The sequence below is a fragment of the Pseudomonas crudilactis genome (genome assembly GCF_013433315.1).
Lineage (GTDB): Bacteria > Pseudomonadota > Gammaproteobacteria > Pseudomonadales > Pseudomonadaceae > Aquipseudomonas > Aquipseudomonas crudilactis.
The window spans coordinates 131,503-149,457 of sequence record NZ_WXVV01000002.1 but is presented as its reverse complement, the minus strand read 5'-3'; the positions used below and the strand labels follow the sequence as shown (position 1 = coordinate 149,457).

General features: G+C 60.1%; 17 protein-coding genes. 9 read left to right on the top strand and 8 right to left on the bottom strand.

From position 1 onward, the window contains the following. Positions 1-104: 104 nt before the first annotated feature. The 7 genes from GTU76_RS03130 (at position 105) to GTU76_RS03100 (ending at position 7,669) form a co-directional block, all read left to right on the top strand. A complete protein-coding gene (locus GTU76_RS03130) occupies positions 105-1,499 on the top strand; it encodes a TIGR01777 family oxidoreductase (RefSeq protein ID WP_180698052.1) in 1,395 nt (464 codons plus the stop codon). A 9-nt stretch (positions 1,500-1,508) separates the two neighbouring features. Then, positions 1,509-3,959, top strand: coding sequence for an alpha/beta fold hydrolase (locus GTU76_RS03125; protein WP_180698051.1), 2,451 nt, complete (start codon positions 1,509-1,511; stop codon positions 3,957-3,959). A gap of 68 nt (positions 3,960-4,027) precedes the next feature. Further along, the gene (locus GTU76_RS03120; protein ID WP_425503627.1) at positions 4,028-4,483 is read left to right on the top strand and encodes a hypothetical protein; all 456 of its coding nucleotides are present in this window, start codon (positions 4,028-4,030) and stop codon (positions 4,481-4,483) included. Between the two features lie 4 nt (positions 4,484-4,487). Beyond that, positions 4,488-4,859, top strand: coding sequence for a hypothetical protein (locus GTU76_RS03115; RefSeq protein ID WP_180698050.1), 372 nt, complete (start codon positions 4,488-4,490; stop codon positions 4,857-4,859). 19 nt (positions 4,860-4,878) lie between these two features. Next, positions 4,879-5,427 carry a hypothetical protein gene (locus tag GTU76_RS03110; protein WP_180698049.1) on the top strand — a complete coding sequence of 183 codons (549 nt, stop codon included), beginning with the start codon at positions 4,879-4,881 and terminating at the stop codon, positions 5,425-5,427. Between the two features lie 96 nt (positions 5,428-5,523). Then, entirely contained in the window at positions 5,524-6,495 is a 972-nt protein-coding gene (locus tag GTU76_RS03105; RefSeq protein WP_180698048.1) for a hypothetical protein, read from the top strand. 16 nt (positions 6,496-6,511) lie between these two features. Continuing rightward, complete coding sequence (locus tag GTU76_RS03100) at positions 6,512-7,669, top strand: hypothetical protein (protein WP_246376002.1); 1,158 nt, start codon at positions 6,512-6,514, stop codon at positions 7,667-7,669. 56 nt (positions 7,670-7,725) lie between these two features. Here GTU76_RS03100 and GTU76_RS03095 read toward each other — a convergent pair whose 3' ends face one another. Next, positions 7,726-8,097, bottom strand: coding sequence for a DUF6124 family protein (locus GTU76_RS03095; RefSeq protein WP_077575052.1), 372 nt, complete (start codon positions 8,095-8,097; stop codon positions 7,726-7,728). Between the two features lie 583 nt (positions 8,098-8,680). Between GTU76_RS03095 and GTU76_RS03090 the strand changes: the two genes are divergently transcribed. After that, entirely contained in the window at positions 8,681-9,064 is a 384-nt protein-coding gene (locus GTU76_RS03090; RefSeq protein WP_016985803.1) for a helicase, read from the top strand. A gap of 103 nt (positions 9,065-9,167) precedes the next feature. On the opposite strand, the gene GTU76_RS03085 is transcribed toward GTU76_RS03090, so the two are convergent. The 6 genes from GTU76_RS03085 to exbB form a co-directional block, all read right to left on the bottom strand. Next, on the bottom strand, positions 9,168-10,568 hold the full coding sequence (locus GTU76_RS03085) for an aminoacyl-tRNA deacylase and HDOD domain-containing protein (protein WP_016985804.1): 1,401 nt from the start codon (positions 10,566-10,568) through the stop codon (positions 9,168-9,170). Positions 10,569-10,647: 79 nt separating this feature from the next. Then, complete coding sequence (recG, locus tag GTU76_RS03080; RefSeq protein ID WP_180698047.1) at positions 10,648-12,723, bottom strand: ATP-dependent DNA helicase RecG; 2,076 nt, start codon at positions 12,721-12,723, stop codon at positions 10,648-10,650. Between the two features lie 9 nt (positions 12,724-12,732). Next, complete coding sequence (locus tag GTU76_RS03075; RefSeq protein WP_007920331.1) at positions 12,733-13,662, bottom strand: hydrogen peroxide-inducible genes activator; 930 nt, start codon at positions 13,660-13,662, stop codon at positions 12,733-12,735. Positions 13,663-13,845: 183 nt separating this feature from the next. Then, on the bottom strand, positions 13,846-14,592 hold the full coding sequence (locus GTU76_RS03070) for an energy transducer TonB family protein (protein WP_180698046.1): 747 nt from the start codon (positions 14,590-14,592) through the stop codon (positions 13,846-13,848). Further along, positions 14,589-15,017, bottom strand: coding sequence for a TonB system transport protein ExbD (gene exbD, locus GTU76_RS03065; RefSeq protein WP_016985807.1), 429 nt, complete (start codon positions 15,015-15,017; stop codon positions 14,589-14,591). Before exbD ends, GTU76_RS03070 begins: the two co-directional genes overlap by 4 nt. Positions 15,018-15,023: 6 nt before the next feature. Next, entirely contained in the window at positions 15,024-15,977 is a 954-nt protein-coding gene (exbB, locus tag GTU76_RS03060) for a tonB-system energizer ExbB (protein ID WP_175552671.1), read from the bottom strand. 188 nt (positions 15,978-16,165) lie between these two features. Here exbB and GTU76_RS03055 point away from each other — a divergent pair, with 188 nt between their 5' ends. Further along, positions 16,166-17,023, top strand: a complete 858-nt coding sequence (locus GTU76_RS03055) for an SDR family oxidoreductase (RefSeq protein WP_180698045.1) — start codon at positions 16,166-16,168, stop codon at positions 17,021-17,023. Between the two features lie 140 nt (positions 17,024-17,163). On the opposite strand, the gene GTU76_RS03050 is transcribed toward GTU76_RS03055, so the two are convergent. After that, entirely contained in the window at positions 17,164-17,904 is a 741-nt protein-coding gene (locus GTU76_RS03050) for a hypothetical protein (RefSeq protein WP_175552669.1), read from the bottom strand. Positions 17,905-17,955: the final 51 nt, after the last annotated feature.

Below are 17,955 nucleotides of genomic sequence, written 5' to 3'. Positions count from 1 at the left end.
GTTGGGTCTGAATCCGTCCGGTAAAACGTTTAGTTTTTGAGCATCTGACGACCGCGATTTTCCTTTAAACTCCCCACCCCCAAGGAATGCGCTCAGGACACGGAATGCCAGCCCCCTCGATCTCCCTTCGCCCCGCGTTAGTGCTCTGGTTATACGCCGCTGCGATCGTGCACATACTCGCCGGTCTCACCCTGACCTGGGCCGGGCATTCCGGATTACTCGACGGCTACCTGCACAATCTCGAACTCGCATTCTGGGGCGCTGATGCGGTACCTGCGGCCGGCCACGAACAACAAGTCTGGTGGCTCGCGCTGTTCGGCGCGACGTTGCAAAGTTATTCGCTGTACATGCTCGCGCTGGTGCACTTGGGCAATCGCTTGAAAGCCCCGGCAGTCTGGGGCTGGTTGAGCGCCGGCATCCTGTTATGGGCGCCGCAGGACATGTGGCTCTCAGCGCAACAACAGGTCTGGTCGCACCTGTGGCTCGATGGTTTTGCGTTGCTGGTTTTACTGCCACCGTTGTTTTGGCTGTATCGGCATGACCGCCGAAAATCCCCTTCAGTAAAGACTCCGAGCCAATCCAACCCGTTTGCCGGCGGCGCTTTCAAGCGTGTGCTGATCACTGGCGGCACCGGGTTTATCGGTGAAGCCTTGGTCAACCAACTGCTAGACGCCGGCCATTCGGTCAGCGTACTGACGCGCGATCCGTTGAGCGCGGCCAATCTATTCAACGGCCGCGTCCGCTGTGTGCATTCACTCAGCGAACTCAGCCACGACGACACCTTCGACGTAGTGATAAATCTCGCCGGCGCCCCCGTCGCCGGCCCGCGCTGGACTCCCAAGCGTCAGGCGCAACTGCTCGCCAGCCGAGTCGGCACCACCGAAGCGTTGATGACCTGGCTGAAGAACACCAAGCACAAACCAGCGCTATGGATTCAAGCCTCGGCCATCGGCTTCTACGGCGTACGCGATGCCAGCGAAAACCTCGACGAACACGCCAGCAAGGGCGAAGGTTTCATGGCCGAACTCTGCGCGCGCTGGGAAGCCGCCGCGCAACCGGCCGCTGAGTTTGGCGTGCGTCAGGTAGTGCTGCGTCTCGGCGTAGTGTTCGGCCCCGGCGGTGCGTTGACACCGTTGCTGCTGCCGTTTCGCTTGGGTTTCGGCGGGCGCATGGGCGATGGTCGGCAGATCATGAGTTGGGTGCATCGCGATGATGTGCTTCAGGTGATCGCGCGGGCTTTCAACGACGAAAATCTGCGTGGCACCTACAACATGGTCGCGCCGGAAACGGTCAGTCAGGCCGCGTTCGCCGAGCAGGCCGGCAAGGTCCTCAAGCGTCCGGTGTGGTTGCACATTCCCGCTGCGCCGGTGCGCGCTATGGCGGGGGAGATGGCGCAGTTGTTTTTCGACGGTCAGCGCGTGGTGCCGCAGCGTTTGACCGCGGCCGGCTACACATTCCGTTATCCAACTCTCGACGCCGCTCTGCGCGATCTGACCTGAGGATCGCTCATGAGCAAGCCGTTGATGTACCTGCTGGCCGGCAACGGCAGCGCTGCCGATTGGTGGGACGACGCACTGCCGCACTTCCAGCACTACGACGTGGTGCCGCTGGAGTTGCCGGGCTTCGGCGCCAATCCGCAACCGCCTTGCGAGGATCTGGCGGACTACGCGCAGACCTTGCTGGCGATGACGCAGCAGGGCAGCGCGATCATGGCAGTCGGGGTCAATGCGTTGCTGGTGTTGCATGCGTTGCAACGTCGTCCCGGGCACTTTTCCCGCAGCGTTTTGTTGGCGCCGGTGGGGGCGTTTCTCTGGCAGCGGCGGTTGCCGGCACTGATGTCGCCGCTGCCGATTCGCAAGACCATTCACTGGCTGCTGTCGAACAAACCCACGCTGTTCGCGCGCAAGTTCTCCAACCAGACCTGGACACCCGCGCAGTACCAGCGCATGGGCGCCGGTTATGCGCGCTGCCGTGCGTTCGTACCGCACTGGGATCTGGTTCGCGCCGACACTGCGCTGCCGCTGCTGGAGTGGATCACCGATCCGGTCGAGCTGGTCTGGGGCGATCAGGACGCGGTGCTCGGCATCGAGCAAGCGGCGGCATGGTCGGCGATTCTCGCCCGCGCTGATCTGACCATTAGCCTGAAACCCGGTTGGGGTCATTACCCGTGGATCGACTCGCCCGCCGAATTCGCGCAGTGGCTGGAGTCGGGCCAGCGCGGGTTTGTCGCGCACACCAAGGGTGGGCGTTTGCGCCTGGCTGAACTGGCGCGGCAAGCGGTACCGGCAGCGCTGACGCTCAACGATTGCAGCGATCCGCGCCTGCCGGCATTTCTCGCCGCCCAACCTGATGTGACCTGGGCGGTGCGCTCCTCCAGTTATGGCGAGGATCAGGCCGACTCGGCGAATGCCGGTTTGAGCGCCACCTATCTGCGCGAGCCGACCGCCAATGTGCCAACACGCATTGCCGAACTGACGGCCGAAGGCGTCGAGGAAGTGGTGGTGCAGCGCTTCATCACCCCGGTAGTGTCCGGGATCGCTTTTGTGCGCCATCTCTCGGTAGAGCTGGAGTGGGTTGAAGGCCATCTCGAATCGCTGGCCGACGGTCACGTCAGCCCTTCGCGAGCAACGCTTTCGCGGGTTGGCGATGCGTGGCGAAGCGGCACGTTCACGCCATCCCACGGTTTGACCGAAGACCTGCTCTGGCACTTTCTGCAAGACGTGTTGCGCGTGTTCCACTACGTGCCCGGCGATGTTGAATGGGCCTGGGACGGCGCGCAACTGTGGCTGCTGCAATACCGGCCGATCAGCGATTACGGCTGGCGCAGACACCTGACCGCCGCGAATATCGCCGAGATCCTGCCGCCGCAACCGAGCGTACTGGTGGAGTACGCCCAGCGCCGCGCCGCCGTAAGTATCCCGGCGATCATGGCGCGTTGGGATGCGCGGGTGTTGCAGGACAACGAGCCGTTCACCGCAGTGTTCGGCGGCGCGTCCTACATCAACAATGACCTTTTTCTCGCCCGACTCGCCGACTGGGGCATCAGCGCCAGCAACTACGCCGGTGAAGTTGGCGGGGCGACTCCGCACTTGCCGTGGCAATCGCTGAAGATGCTGTGTTCGTTGCCGCTGTTTTTGCGTATGCAACGCAAGGCTCGCGGGCATTTGCTGAACCTTGAAAATGGTTTGCAGCGTTTCGATCGAGAGCTGGCCGAACTCGTCGCCCAAGCTGCCGATGGCCAACAACTCGCGGACTGGTTCACCCGGTTTTACGTGTTCGTGGTGCAAGGCAATCTGTGCATCGCCACGGCGCTGGCCAGCAGCGGCGGTGATTGGCTGGGCCGCCCGCCGACCGCTTACGACAACCTTGAAAACAGTCCGCATCGATTGCCGTGGGAAACCGATCCGGCTACACCTCGACCCGCGTCGAGCGAACTGCCGCTACAGCCATTCCCTCAATGGTCAGGGCTGATCCGCTTCGCGCATTCGAGCGGCCTGCCGGGCCTGCGCGGCTACTACCTGCAAGTGCGCGAGTGGTACCGCGACAACCTGATGCGCGTCTTCTTCCGTCTGCACCACGCCATGCCGCTGGCGGATCGCGAACATTGGTTTGCACCGCACCCCGATGTGCGCACCCGCGATGGCAGCTTCTGGCAGGACGGTCGCGAAGGTGCGGAGCTGGCCACCGGGTTCATGATTTATCCGGGGCAGGTGCGGGGCATCCTCGGCGAGGATATTTTGCTCGAAGACACCCTCGATCCGGGGCGACACGCGCACTATCAAACAGCGCGGGCAGTAATTGCGCGGATGGGTGGGCGCTTGTCGCATGGCTCGACGTTGCTGCGGGAGCTGCGCAAGCCATCGGCGGTGATGCCGCAGGTGGATCCGGCGTGGGTGGGGTGTGAGGTGTTGTATCGGGATGGTGAGTTGGAACTGATGAATTCGAAGGATAGGAAGTGAAAACACTGTTGTTGCGTATGAACTGGCTGTCACTGGTAGCGGGCAGTCTCTTGGCAATTTCAACCGCCATGGCCTTCGCTGCCGATCCAGCCTTCAAGGATTACACCGTCACGCCAGTTTTCACCGGCCCCAACCATAAGCTGGTGCCGCAAGAAAACAGCAGCCCAATGATGGATCAGGCACGGGTGCAAGCCCTGAAAGGCAAGGTCAACTTCGCCGGTCATTACATCCTGCACAGGCTCGGCTGTGGCGGCAGCGCCATTTGTGGCGAAGTGCTGGACGCCCAGACCGGTGAGGTTGTTGGTGGTCTGCCGAATGCTTACGACGGCAGCACGTTCGGCATGGTTTACCAGCCCGACAGCCGCTTGATCATCGTGTCCGGCATCACGCTCGACGGCGAAGAAGATGCGCATGGGAATGCTTTGGAAAGTGGTAACCGGGATCGTTACTACGAGTTTGTGAACAATGAGTTTCGGCTGCTAAGCATGACCGATGTGGAATCGTCGCCGATGGATGAGGAGTGAGTGGATGAACCGGTTTTTCATTCGGTCGGTGCTGATTGCGCTTTCGCTTTTACCTCATTCACTGCCCGCGACTGCCAGCGAAGGGAGTTGCTACGGCTACCTTACTGAGCTTGTCAGGAGCAGCGATTTTCCGTTTCGTTATGTCGGCAAGGACAAGGTCAATTTGCTGATCGACGAGGACGACGGTGAAGTAGTGCGCGCTCAGCTGTTTTTCGACACCGACGGCACCGGCACGATTGGCTGGATCAAATACACCTCGGCTACCCACGAATTGCTCAACACCTCGGCCGAGCTGGATGAACCGGTGGCGTTGTCATTCGACGCCAAGTTTGCGGACGGCTATGCAAAGTGCCTGACAAAACAAAAGGCCGGCTAACGGCGAAAAGGATTTCTCAATGAATCAGCTTTTGTTTTCCGGGGGCCTGGCATGGTTGTTCTCTTTCCCAGCCTTCGCCGCGCCGACGGATGCTTACACCCAACGCGATGTCATGCAGTGCGGCGGTGTTGAAGTGGTGTTGGTGTCGTCCCGCCGATCGGTGACGGTGGATGGTGCGCAAACCCACGTCATCCCGGTCTGCTCCGACCAGACCATCAAAATCGGCGGCAAAGTGCTTCGACGCGATATCAGCAAAGTTTCACAACTCACTTCCGACGGTGCGAAGACGAAGATGTTGAGCAATGTCGTTGTGGCGATGGATTGCGTGGAAGGCACCAAGGGCAGTCTTGTTTCGATAGGCGGCTATGGCGGTTGTGGTGCCTGCGGGGAGTGGCATGGGTATTACTCGACAGCAGGGCGATTGGAGCAATACAGCTTCGATAATAACCAGCGCTCGTTTGGCTCGAAGGGATCTCGGGACGAGCTGATCAAGGCCTATGGCGTTACGAAGAGACAGTTAATGTCAGAAAGCCCGGTGGTGAAGAGGATCGTCTATGGCCAGCCTTAAGTGTGACGCACCTGAGTCATCGTGAAACCATCAGCATTAACATTCGAAGATTGATCAACAGGGAAGTGAGTGGAATTGGCCAGGCTCTTAAGTTGTATGAGTGCGCTCGGATTCGTGGTTGCCTTGTTGGCTCAGCAGGCAATAGCGAGTGACCCACAAACCATCGGTGAGCTGCATCCGCCTGTGGTTGCCTCGCTCGGTGATCAAAAGATCACAGTGTTCTTTTTGAAGAACAACCTCAAAGGTCAAGTTAGGGAAGGACATGTTCCTTATGCCGAGATCTTCTACACCACCATGAATGCGGTGAAGCCTTCGCTGAATTATGTGTGGAAAGTCGAAGGTGAGCAGATTGCCTCGGTGTTCTTCTTCGAGCGCAAATTCCCGGAGCAAGCGGGGAAGTCCATGTTTGTTCTGACAAAACAAAAAGTCTCGCACAGTCAATTCGAAGGTGATTCCTATTCGGTGCTGGAATTGCCACTGGTGAAGGATGGCGAACAATTGGCTTTGCGGTTTTTTAGCGGCGGCCCACCAGATCCCGAGCTTGAGAACTGTCTCGACGGTCGAAATCTGGCGGATGATGTAAAGGTCGAATGTGCTTACAAGGATGCGACCAGCATTAAAAAGCGCTTGGCAGACTTGGATGCAAAGATAATTGCGGATTCAAAACTGCATCAGGACAACGGCCAGAATCCACTCAAAGCCGAGGTTGATACGTCCAATGTTGCTTGCCCTTCGACCGACTTTTCAGCGTTCCTCTCAGCTTTCTCCGAACGCGCAGATGTGCAAAAAGCCTTCGTACAACAACCGCTGAGAATGGCCACGACCGTGGCCGGCGATCCCGAGCCCGAGATGGAAAAGCGCAGTCTCAGCGGCGATCAACTTAAGTTTCCTGTCATTCCGGATCAAGCAAAGCGAGAGGCCCAGGGCCTGACGTTGACCGTCAAGGAAGAGCGGGGCGACAAGGCAATTGCGATCCTGCAGAAGCCAGATACCGACTACGTCTTCGAGTATCGGTTTGTCCGTGGGCAATGCTGGCAGTTGGAAGAAGTGATGGATTACTCGCTTTAAAACGCAGAGAACTGGGTTGAAGAAAGAAGTCTGTTCAATCAGATCCGTAAATCATGAGCAGGGAAGCAAGTTGAAAAAAATAGTCTTGATCGCGTTATTGTTGTGTTCTTTCTCTGTGGCTGCGGGGCCGATGTTCCCGTCCCTCAAGTCATGCATGAAGGCCGACAGCGGCTGCGCGTTGGCGCTGAAAGATAACGTTCTTGTGGACGCAATCTCCGGACAACGTTTCTCCGAGGAAGCAGAGTCGGCCGGGGCAATGAGTGGTTTCTGGTTGTATCGAGATGGCAAGCGTTACATCCTGGAGAATGAAAACTACTCCCAAGCAAAGTCCCGACGTTGGCTGGTTTTTACCTATGACAGCGGAAAAGTAGTTCTCCACGGCGCCTATATTTTCTCGATAGACATTGACCCGAACACCGGACCCTACTGGCACGGCTACGACTGCCGAGGTGATGCCAAGCCGTTCGCAGTGCCAACGAAAGAACCCTTCAGCGACGTTGCCTTGGAGGCGTTGTGCGGTGGTGCTGAGGGCTGGGTGGTCTCAGGAAAAGACAAGGCAGTGCCCGTATCAGCCAAGGGGCTGGCCGTCAGTGTTCCCGTTTACCACGCCCGCAACCGTGACGGTTCAGCGACGTACCTGTTTACTGAAAGTGATGTTCCGGAGCTTTCGAAGCTGGTGTGTTTGTCCAATTGCGCCGATGTCACTCAAATACCAGAACGCGTCTCGCAAGAAACAGCGCCTTTGAAGGGCGGGCAGGATGGAACGTTGTGCTCCGCCGAAGAAGACATCTACTTCAGCTGTCCTTTGTCGGGGGGTAAAACGGTTTCTGTTTGCGCGCAAGGGAACAACAAGCCCACTGCCGGATATGTTCAATACCGTTACGGTGTTCCGGGAAAGATAGAAATGCTCTATCCGCAGAAAAACGTGCCTCCCAAGGGCAAGTTCTTCGTAGTGGATGCGTCGGAAGGCAGCGTTAACCTGAACAACATCAAATTCAAAAAGGGCCCGTATACCTACCTCGTTAATCAGGCGTTTGGGAGTTTTCTGACGGTGCTCAAGGATGACAAGGTGGTGTTCCGGCAGTCTTGCAGCGCGGGTGGTTATTCATTTGTTAGTCGGGTTGCCCGTCAGGGTATAGAGGCACTGCCTAAAAGCGCTGAAGACTTTAGATAGCGAAGACGACTGCAGAAAGGGGACTTAACGTCCCCTTTTTTCATCCGCAAATCTCGCTACGGCTTGGCCGCCACGCTTCGCACTTCAATCTGGTCGAGCGTCCCTTCCACCATCAATCTCACCCCGTCCGCCATCCTGCTCAGGGCCAGCGCCACCGAGCGGCGAGAGCCGTGGAGGTCGTCGGCGAGGTCGCAGGCGATGACGCTGATGGACAGGAGGTCTTCGGAGGCGTTGGCCATGAGGGCTTCGGCGTCGGTGCCGGGGGAGAGTTTGAAGAGGCCGTTCTCACGTTTGGGATGTGGATCGACGGCTGGTTTGAAATGGTGGTCGAGGGCGCGTTCGGCGGCTTCGTGGAATTTCTTTGATTCCAGAGATTCGTAGGGCGAAATATCCGGGTTTTCTGGGGGATTGGGTGTTGGTTTGATCATTCGGTCTTACTCCAGTTTAAGGAGCCGACACCGTTTCGCTCGCACTTCGAAAGTGGTGGCAGCTGTGCATAGGTGTGCAAGACCGGTGGAGTAACCCGGCAGACCCGAAGGCCTCCCATACACAGCCGCCATAACGATCCGCGAGCATAGGAAAACGCTCGGCGAATTGCCATAACCAATGTGTACTCCAACCGGACTTGCACGTCCGTATCGCCAATCTGCGGCGACACACAGAGCCTATCGATAGCCAGCCAACTCGCCTAGTTCATGGACAGCACCGCACTTTGCAGGAAATTTCCCATAGATTCGCGGGCCGGAAGATCAAAAGATCGCAGGCTTCGCCGGCTCCTACAGGGATGTGTTTCAACAGGTGTAGGAAAGGTGAGTGGTGAGACGCGGAGCGTCTCGGGATGCATTCCCACGCGGAGCGAGGGAACGATCAGGGGGAAACGTTGAATCGTGACTTGGCGGTCATCGTGCGGGAATTGGACTACATCCTCTTCCAACAGAGTCAGATACTGGCGTTATCGTCCGAATCCCTTACACTGCCCCGGCCGTTCATTTTCCTTTTGAGGCTGTGCGCATGAAATTTCGTTTTCTTCTGTGGATGATGGGTTTGTTGATGGGTAAGGCCAGCCGGACAAATCCTGCGTTCCAGCAGCAGTTGGGTGACAAGGATCTGGTGTTTCAGCTGCAGACGCTGGACGGGAAAGTGGCGCGGCATTTTGTGGTCAAGGATCAGCGCATCACCAGCAAGTCTGGCGTGGTGGCAGAGCCGGCGTTTGCGATTGCGTTTAAAGATGCCGGTTATGGCTTTGCGACGATGCAGGCGAAGAACAAGCAGCTGGCGTTTATGCAGGGGATTCAGGACAAGTCGATCCAGCTCAAGGGCAATCCGGCGCTGGTGATGTGGTTTCAGGGGTTGATGAAGTATTTGGTGCCGAGGAAGGCTAAGCCTAAGGCTTGAGCCTTTGGTGACGCGGAGCGTCACGGGATGCATTCCCACGCGGAGCGTGGGAACGATCAGGGGCGGTCTGGTAGACCGAGTTGGATTCTTCGCGAGCAAGCTTTTAGGCCTGGCTGAACTGCGAGGCCAGTTCGCGTAGCAGGACTTCGGCTTCAAGCACTTTGCTGACGACGTCGTTGGCTTTGTCGCGGGTCAGGCCCACACGTTCAAGCAACGCATCCGGAATATCTTCATCCGGGCCGGAGCCGATGCCGCGACTGCGCAGCAGGCGCACGGCCAGGCAGACGAGGTTCGGGTATTCGGCGTAGGCACCGTCGTAGCTTGGGTCGTGCTGGAAGCGCAGGGCGGTGGCCAGTTCGTCGGGCATGTCCCAGTAGCGCATCAGCCACGAGCCGATCTGTTCGCGGCTGATACCGAGCAGGTGTTGCTCGATGTAGCTGTGGCACAGGTGCGGGTTGACCTCCAGGTGGCGGCAGATCAGTGAGAAGTGCGGCGGGAACACGTGGGCCAGCAGCAGGTAACCGAAGTTGTGCAGCAGACCGGCCAGATAGGTCAGGCCGGCTTCCGGGCGCTGGGCGCGCGGCATGGCGCGGGTCAGGCCTTCGATGACGGCGGCGGTGTAGATCGATTGCTGCCAGTACGGCGTGGTGTGTTGCGGGTGGTCTTTCGGCAGGCTCAGGGTCTTGCCGAGGGCCAGGCCCAGCGCAAGGTTGATCACCAGATCGAAGCCGAGTACGCGGACGATCGCATCTTCCACCGAGCGAATTTTGCCCGGCGAGGCGTAGTACGGCGACGCCGCCCAGCTTACTACTTGCGCGGCCAGCGCCGGGTCGGTTTCAACCACGCCGGTGATGTCGTCGATGGTGGCGTTGGGGTCAACGCGCAGCTTGATGATTTTTTGCGCGGTTTCGGCCAGCGGCGGAATTTCGATGGTCGCTTCCAGACGCTGCTGAATGCGCCGCGCGGTGAACGCTTGCACGGCCTGGGTGATTTCCTCGCGGTCATCGTCCGGGCGGTCGAGGTTCGGGCGGATGCTGCTCAGGGCTTCGCCGAAGTTGGCGGCGCTGGCCTTGGTCAGCATGGTCTTGAAGTCTTCGCTGGCGATTTCCAGCAGCAGGCCCGGCTCGCCGGAGTTGATCAGCAACTTCGGTTCGCGCAGCAGGCTTTCTTCGTAAAGACATGGCGAGCTGGTCAGCGCCGGCAAGCCCGGCAGCAGGCTCAGGCTGTGTTTGCCGAGCATCTTTTCCAGGCGCTCGGTGGACACGGCGGTCAGGCGACGGCCAGTCAGTTCGGCGAGGCGGTTGAGGTCGAGCAATTGGCTCTGCGGAAACAGCACCATCAGCGCGCCGACGGCATCGTCCAGCAACACGGCTTGTACCTTGCGCGATGCATTGAGGCCGTGGTGGTCGAGCACTTCTTCGTAGGCGATGCCCAGCTTGCCTAGCAGCAGCCGAATGACAGACGGCGCGTGCGGGGATTCGGGGGCGAGAGCGGCTTCGGTCATGGTCTGTATCCGTTTTTGAAACAATGGCAGGAGTATAACCAGCTTGGTCGGAACGATCTGTCAGAAACTGCGACGGTGCTCACACTTGGCCGTATTGCTGCCCGTGACGCAACCAGCGATCGAGTAATGGGCTGACGTGGGTTGGCCAGCGTTCCAGCAAGGCTTGCGCGGCGTCGCGGACGGCGGGTAACAAGTCGGCGTCGCGCATCAGGTCGGCGACTTTGAATTGCAGCAGGCCGGTCTGGCGAGTGCCGAGCATTTCCCCGGGGCCGCGCAGTTCGAGGTCTTTTTCGGCGATGACGAAACCGTCGTTGGTCTCGCGCATGATGCCGAGGCGCTGGCGGCCGATCTGCGACAGCGGCGGATGGTAAAGCAGCACGCAATGGCTGGCTGCGCTGCCCCGACCGACACGGCCGCGTAACTGGTGCAGTTGCGCAAGGCCGAGGCGTTCGGGGTTTTCGATGATCATCAGGCTGGCGTTGGGCACGTCGACGCCGACTTCGATCACCGTGGTGGCGACCAGCAGTTGCAGGTTGCCGGCCTTGAATTCGGCCATCACGGCGGCCTTCTCGGCGGGTTTCATACGCCCGTGGATCAGCCCGACTTTCAGTTCGCCGAGGGCAAGAGTGAGGTCTTCGAAGGTGGTTTCGGCGGCCTGGCAGGTCAGCTCTTCGGATTCTTCAATCAGCGTGCACACCCAATAGGCCTGACGGCCCTCTGCGCAGGCACCGCGCACGCGTTCGATGACCTCGACGCGGCGGGTGTCGGTGACCAGCACGGTGTTGACCGGGGTTCGACCGGGCGGCAGTTCGTCGAGGATCGAGGTGTCGAGGTCGGCGTAGGCGCTCATCGCCAATGTCCGTGGAATCGGCGTGGCGGTCATGATCAGCTGGTGCGGGCACATGCGTCCGCCGACGCCTTTCTGCCGCAGCGCCAGACGCTGCTGCACACCGAAACGATGCTGTTCGTCGATGATCACCAGCGCGAGGTTCTTGAACTGCACTTCGTCCTGGAACAGCGCGTGGGTGCCGACCACCATCGGCGCGCCGCTGGCGATCTGTTCCAGCGCGGTAACGCGGTTCTTGCCCTTGAGCTTGCCGGCCAGCCACGCGACTTCGATGCCCAGCGGTTCGAGCCAGCGCTTGAAGGTGATGAAGTGTTGCTCGGCGAGAATCTCGGTTGGCGCCATCAGCGCGACTTGATAGCCAGCCTCTAATGCTTGCAGCGCAGCGAGGGCGGCGACCACGGTTTTGCCCGCGCCCACGTCGCCTTGAATCAGGCGCAGCATCGGTTCGTGCTGACTGAGGTCGTAGGCGATTTCATTGCCGACGCGCTGTTGCGCACCGGTCGGGTTGAAGCCGAGGTTGGCCAGGTATTTCGGTGGCAGCTTTTTCGCCTTCGGCATGGCTGGTGCGCGCAACGAACGCATGCTTTCGCGCAGACGCTGTTGCGACAGCTGATGGGTCAGCAGTTCTTCGAAAGCCAGACGATGCTGCGCCCAGTGATGACCAAGGGCGAGTTCATCGACATCGGCATCGGCGGGCGGGTTGTGCAGGTAGCGGATCGCATCGGCGAGCGGCGCCAGTTGATAGTCGCGGGCCAGTTCGGTCGGCAGCCAGTCGGGCAGGGTGTCTGACTTGAGCAGGGTCAACGTTTGCATGCACAACTGGCGCAGACGCGCCTGAGTCAGGCCTTCGGTGAGCGGGTAGACCGGGGTCAGGGTTTCATCCACTGGCGGCGGTTCGTCACCAGTAATGGCACGGTATTCCGGGTGGTAGATTTCCAGTCCTGACGCGCCGGGCCGGGCTTCGCCGTAGCAGCGAACCCGCGTGCCGCGCTTGAGGCCTTCTTTCTGCGCGTTGCTGAAATGGTAGAAGCGCAGGCTGAGACCGCCGGTGCCATCCTGCAAGCGCACGACGAGGCTGCGCCGGCGGCCCATGACCACGTCGGCGCCGCTGACGGTGCCTTCGACCACGGCGTCCTGTCCCGGCCGCAACGCGCCGATCGGCACCACACGAGTGCGATCCTGATAGCGCAGCGGCAGGTGGAACAGCACGTCCTGCAGGTTCTCAAGACCGACCTTGGCCAGTTTCTCGGCCATGGCTTCGCCGACACCCTTGAGTGCCGTCACCGTCACTTGCGACAGCTCCGTCATGACGCTCGCTTAACCGGCCGTAACCGGTGCCGCTGGCTTGGCCACCGAACACAGGCGAATGGAGTCGGCGAGGATCTCGATGGCTTTTGGCCGTGGAAAGCTCGCGCGCCAGGCAATGGCCACGGTGCGGAACGGCACCGGTGGCGACAGCGGACGCACTTCGATCACGCCGGGGGCGTAGTGATGGCTGTCGACGGCCGACAACGGCAGGATCGAGATGCCCAGACCGGACGCGACCATGTGGCGGATGGTTTCCAGCGAGCTGGATTCAACCGTGGTGTGCTTGGCGCCGTCGTTGCCCTTGGTCAGCGTCGGGCAGGCTTCGAGAACCTGATCGCGGAAGCAGTGGCCTTCACCGAGCAGCAGCAGGCTCTTGTCGTTGAGCAGGCCGGCGTCGATGGTTTCTTTTTGCGTCCACGGGTGCTGGGCCGGCATCAAGACGTAGAAGGGCTCGTCGTAGAGCGGCAGGGTCAGCACGTCGGCTTCGTTGAACGGCAGGGCGATGATGATCGCGTCGAGTTCGCCGTTGCGCAGTTTGTCGCGCAGCACGTGGGTGAAGTTTTCTTCGATGTACAACGGCATCTGCGGGGCGACCCGGTGCAGTTGTGGAATCAGGTGCGGGAACAGGTACGGGCCGACGGTGTAGATCGCACCGACTTTCAGCGGCGCGGTCAGCTGGTTCTTGCCGGCCTGGGCCAGTTCGCGGATGCCTTGCGCTTGCTCGAGGACTTTCTGCGCCTGGGCGACGATGCCTTCGCCGACCGGGGTCAGGCGCACGGCGCTTTTGCTGCGCTCGAAAATCAGCACACCGAGTTCGTCTTCAAGCTTTTTCACGCCCACCGACAGGGTCGGCTGGCTGACGTGGCAACGTTCGGCGGCGTGGCCGAAATGCTGCTCTTGGGCGAGGGTTACGATGTAGCGTAATTCTGTGAGGGTCATAGCAAGCGTCCATGAAGATGCGGGCCAAGCATACCGGCTGCAATCGATAGACGCACGTTATCAGACTGAGCGCTCAATGCGACTACTGCAAAAAGCAAAAGATCGCAGCCTTCGGCAGCTCCTACAGGGAAATGCATTCCAATGTAGGAGCTGCCGAAGGCTGCGATCTTTTGATCTTGCTACTTAACGGCGGCGTTCGAGGGAGTAAACAAACGGCGCAACAATTTCGATCGAGCCGTTGGTCAACATGTCGGCCGGTGGCTTGGGCAACGGTTGTGCGCGGCGGATCATTTCTAGGGTGGCCCGGTCCAGATCAGCGTTGCCAGAGCGGCCCACCAGTTCGAACGACAGCACATTACCTTCGCCATCCACCACAAAACGCAGGCGGTTCAAGCCTTCCTTGCCCCGTGCCTGTGCACTTTGCGGGTACTTCTTGTACTTGGCCAAATGCGCGAGCAGGGTGCCCTGCCAACTGGCCTTGGCGGCCAACTGTGCCGGCGACGGGCCGGGCGCCGGTGCAGCGGATTTCTCCGTCGGTGCCGGGGTCGGTGGTGTATCGGCCGGTTTCTCCTCGGAAGGTTTTTCCTTCGGTGGATCAGGCAGCTTCTTCTCGACCGGCTTCGGCGGTTTAGGCTTTGGCTTCGGCTTGGGCTTCTGCACCGCGATTTCAGCTTTCGGTGCTTCGGCCAGCTTCGGAATCGGCAACTCTTCAACCGGAGCCGGTGGCTGCGGCGGTGTGACGACTTTCGGCGGAGCAGGCGGTGGCGGGGCCGGAACCGGGGCCAGCTCGACCATCATTGCCTGCGGCGGCAATTCGATGGGCGGGCGGGCGGTCCAGTTCAGCGCCAGCGCGATGGCCAGCGCATGAACGCCCAGCACCACGGCCAGGCTACCGCTGTAACGCGTCAGCTTATGGCGCGTCGTGATCATTTCTTGGCTGCCGTCTCAAGTCCGACCAGACCGACCTTCAGGTAACCGGCGCCGCGCAGCTTGTCCATCACGCTCATGAGGTCGCCGTAATCCACGCCTTTGTCGGCCTGGAAGAAGATGGTGGTGTCTTTCTTGCCCTGAGTCTTGGCGTCGAGCACGGCGCCAAGGGTTTCGGCTTTGACTTCATCATCGCCGATGTACAGGCGCTGGTCAGCCTTGACGCTGAGGAACACCGGTTTCTCTGGCCGCGGCGCCGGTTTGGCGGTCGAGGCAGGCAGGTCGACTTTGATGTCCACGGTGGCCAACGGAGCGGCCACCATGAAGATGATCAACAGCACCAGCATCACGTCGATGAACGGCGTGACGTTGATTTCGTGGTTCTCGGCCAGATCGTCGTCTGCGCCTTCTTTCAAATGCAGGCCCATGGCCGATTACCCCACTTTGACCATGTGCGGCTGCGAGCTGCGCTCAGGCTGGTGGTCGAGGTCGCGGCTGACCAGCAGCAGCACTTCTGCCGACGCATCGGAAACCTGCGCCTTATAACCGGCGATGGAGCGGGCGAAGACGTTGTAGATCACTACCGCAGGAATCGCCGCAACCAGGCCCAAGGCAGTGGCCAGCAGTGCTTCAGCAATACCGGGCGCTACGACAGCAAGGTTGGTGGTCTGGGTTTTGGCGATGCCGATAAAGGAGTTCATGATGCCCCACACGGTACCGAACAGGCCGACGAACGGCGCGGTGGAACCGATGGTGGCGAGGACGCCGGTGCCGCTGCTCATGTTGCGACCGCAGGCTGCTACCAGACGCTCGAGGCGGAAGCTGACGCGTTCCTTGATGCCTTCCTTCTCGCGGCTGTTGACCGACAGGCGCATCTCTTCGAGGGCGTCGTGCACCAGCAGGTTGGCGAGGGTGCCTTCCTTGCCGGCAGTGGTGCTGGCTTCTTTAAGGGTGGTGGCTTTCTTCAGGGCGGCGATCTCGCCACGCAGGCGACGCTTGGCGCCCATCAGCTCGAAGCCTTTGGCGATCCAGATTGTCCAGGTGATGATCGAAGCGATGGCCAGACCGATCATCACGATTTTCACGATGATGTCGGCGTTCTGGTACATGCCCCACGGCGACAGGTCGTGAGCCATGCCCAGGCTGTTGTCGGCTTCAAGAACTTCAGGGACGTCGGCAGCGTCAACCGCTTGCACCGGATCGGTAGCGGCCGGGGCAGCCGTAGCAGCGGCTGGTGCGCTTTGCTCGGTGGTGGCTGGCGTTGCAGGTGCCTGGGCGTCGGCGAAAGCGGCAGTCGGCGCCAGCATCAGGCTGAGCAGCAGAGCCGCCACTGCGCTCCAGGCGCGAGGTCGATTGGTTGGCGAAGCGGGGATTTGATTACGTGTCATGCTGGCCGGACCTGAGATAGAAAAACGTTGATGCTCTTCCAGGCCTCGTGAGGCCGAGAACAAAAGTGACGTGCATTATTGCAAGTAATTCTTGTTAACAAAAGTAATAGAGTATCTTTTTTTCCTGCATTGCTAGCCGCTCGTCCTGTCCCGAGGCTAGTCTGTGTCTTTCCGATAGGAGTTTTTTGATGTCCGCGCCTTCTGTTTTGATTGCCGGTTGTGGTGATGTCGGCAGTCGTCTGGCCAAGCAATTGCTGGCGGCTGGCTGGGAAGTTCATGGCCTGCGCCGGGACGTTTCGAAGCTGCCTGACGGCGTGATCGGCGTCGCCGGTGACCTGTTCAATGAGGACTGCCCGGCCACTTGGCCGGTTGGGGCGGTGGACTATCTGGTGTATTGCGCTGCGGCCACCGATCACGACGAAGCCGGTTATCGCGCGGCTTATGTGCAGGGTTTGCAGAATGTGCTGAGTTGGCTGGATGACTATGGGCAGGTGCCTGAGCGACTGATCTTCGTTTCCAGCAGCAGTGTGTATGGACAGCAGGAGGGTGAGTGGGTCGATGAGAACTCAGAGACCATCGCTGCCGGTTATTCCGGGCGATTGATGCTTGAGGCTGAGCAGGTCGCGCTTAAGAGTGGTATTCCTGCGAGCATCCTGCGTTTGACCGGGATCTACGGGCCGGGCCGTGAATGGCTGCTGACCCAAGTGCGTCGCGGTTATCGCGTGGCGGTCGAACCTCCGTTGTACGGCAACCGGATTCATGCCGATGACGCAGCAGGGTTGTTGGCGTTTCTGTTGGAGAAGGCTCGGCAGGGTGTGAAGCTGGAGGATTTCTACATCGGTGTCGACGATGCGCCAGCGCCGTTAGCTGAAGTCGTAGGCTGGTTGCGGGAGTATCTGGGCGTTACCGAATGGTCTGAAGATGCCAGCGTGCGGCGCACCGGCAGCAAGCGCTGCAGCAATGCCCGGGCGAAAGCGTTGGGCTGGACGCCAACCTACCCGAGCTACCGCGAAGGTTATGCCGCCATTTTAGAAGGACGCTGCTGACTTCCAAACACCACAAAACGAATGTGGGAGCGAGCTTGCTCGCGAAGAGGGCTTAACATCCAACATCTCTGTTGGCTGTTGCACCGCATTCGCGAGCAAGCTCGCTCCCACATTTGATCTTCAGCGGTTTCAGAAGCGGGTTACTGTTTTTCCAGCAACCACTTGCGCTCACCTGCGGTGAACTGCGGTTGTTCGTCCGCTTGAGCGGAGTTCACTGCTTGCAGGATTTCCAGCTCTTTGCCCTTGCGCACAAAGATCCAGTTATTGCCCTGGCCGTTCTGCTGCAACCACATGCTGTCGTTACCGTTGCTCATCGACGCGCAATCGCCCGCCAGGCACAGGGCATAACGGTCGGCCCCCGGCAAACCGGAAACCTGGCCATCAGCCTGGAACTGCACGGTGCTGCCTTCGCCCTGACCGCTGGCGATTGTCCAGCTACCGCCCATGTAGGCGGAATACAGCGCGCGTTCGAAACTGGCGCCGATCGGCGCGCCTTCCGGCACCGGAATCTGTGCGCGGTCGAACACCTGCTCGGGTTCGTTGTCGCTGGCGGCTTGCTGCAGTTGCCCGCCGTCGCGTTTCAGCTCACTGGCGGAGCTGCCATAGAAGTCGACTTTCCAGGCGCCGGATTTTTCACCCAGCAGCCGCCCTTCGACGTTCTCAAAACCGTTGGTGTAGCGGGCCTGGCTGGCCTTGGTGTTGACGTCCCACTCAAGGTTCGGGCCGTAAGCCTGAAGCGCTTCGCGCAGGGGGCCGCCCTTGGCTGCGGCATCGATCGCCACCTGGTTGATCCAGGTGCCGCTGATGTCACGGTCGGCAGGGTTGCTGGCGCAGCCGCCGAGGAAAATGGCGAGCAGCGGGAGAGCTAGCGCTTTGCGCATGGTGGAATCCTTTCAAAACCTTTTCTTGCAGCAGTCGGCGCGGCGTTTGAA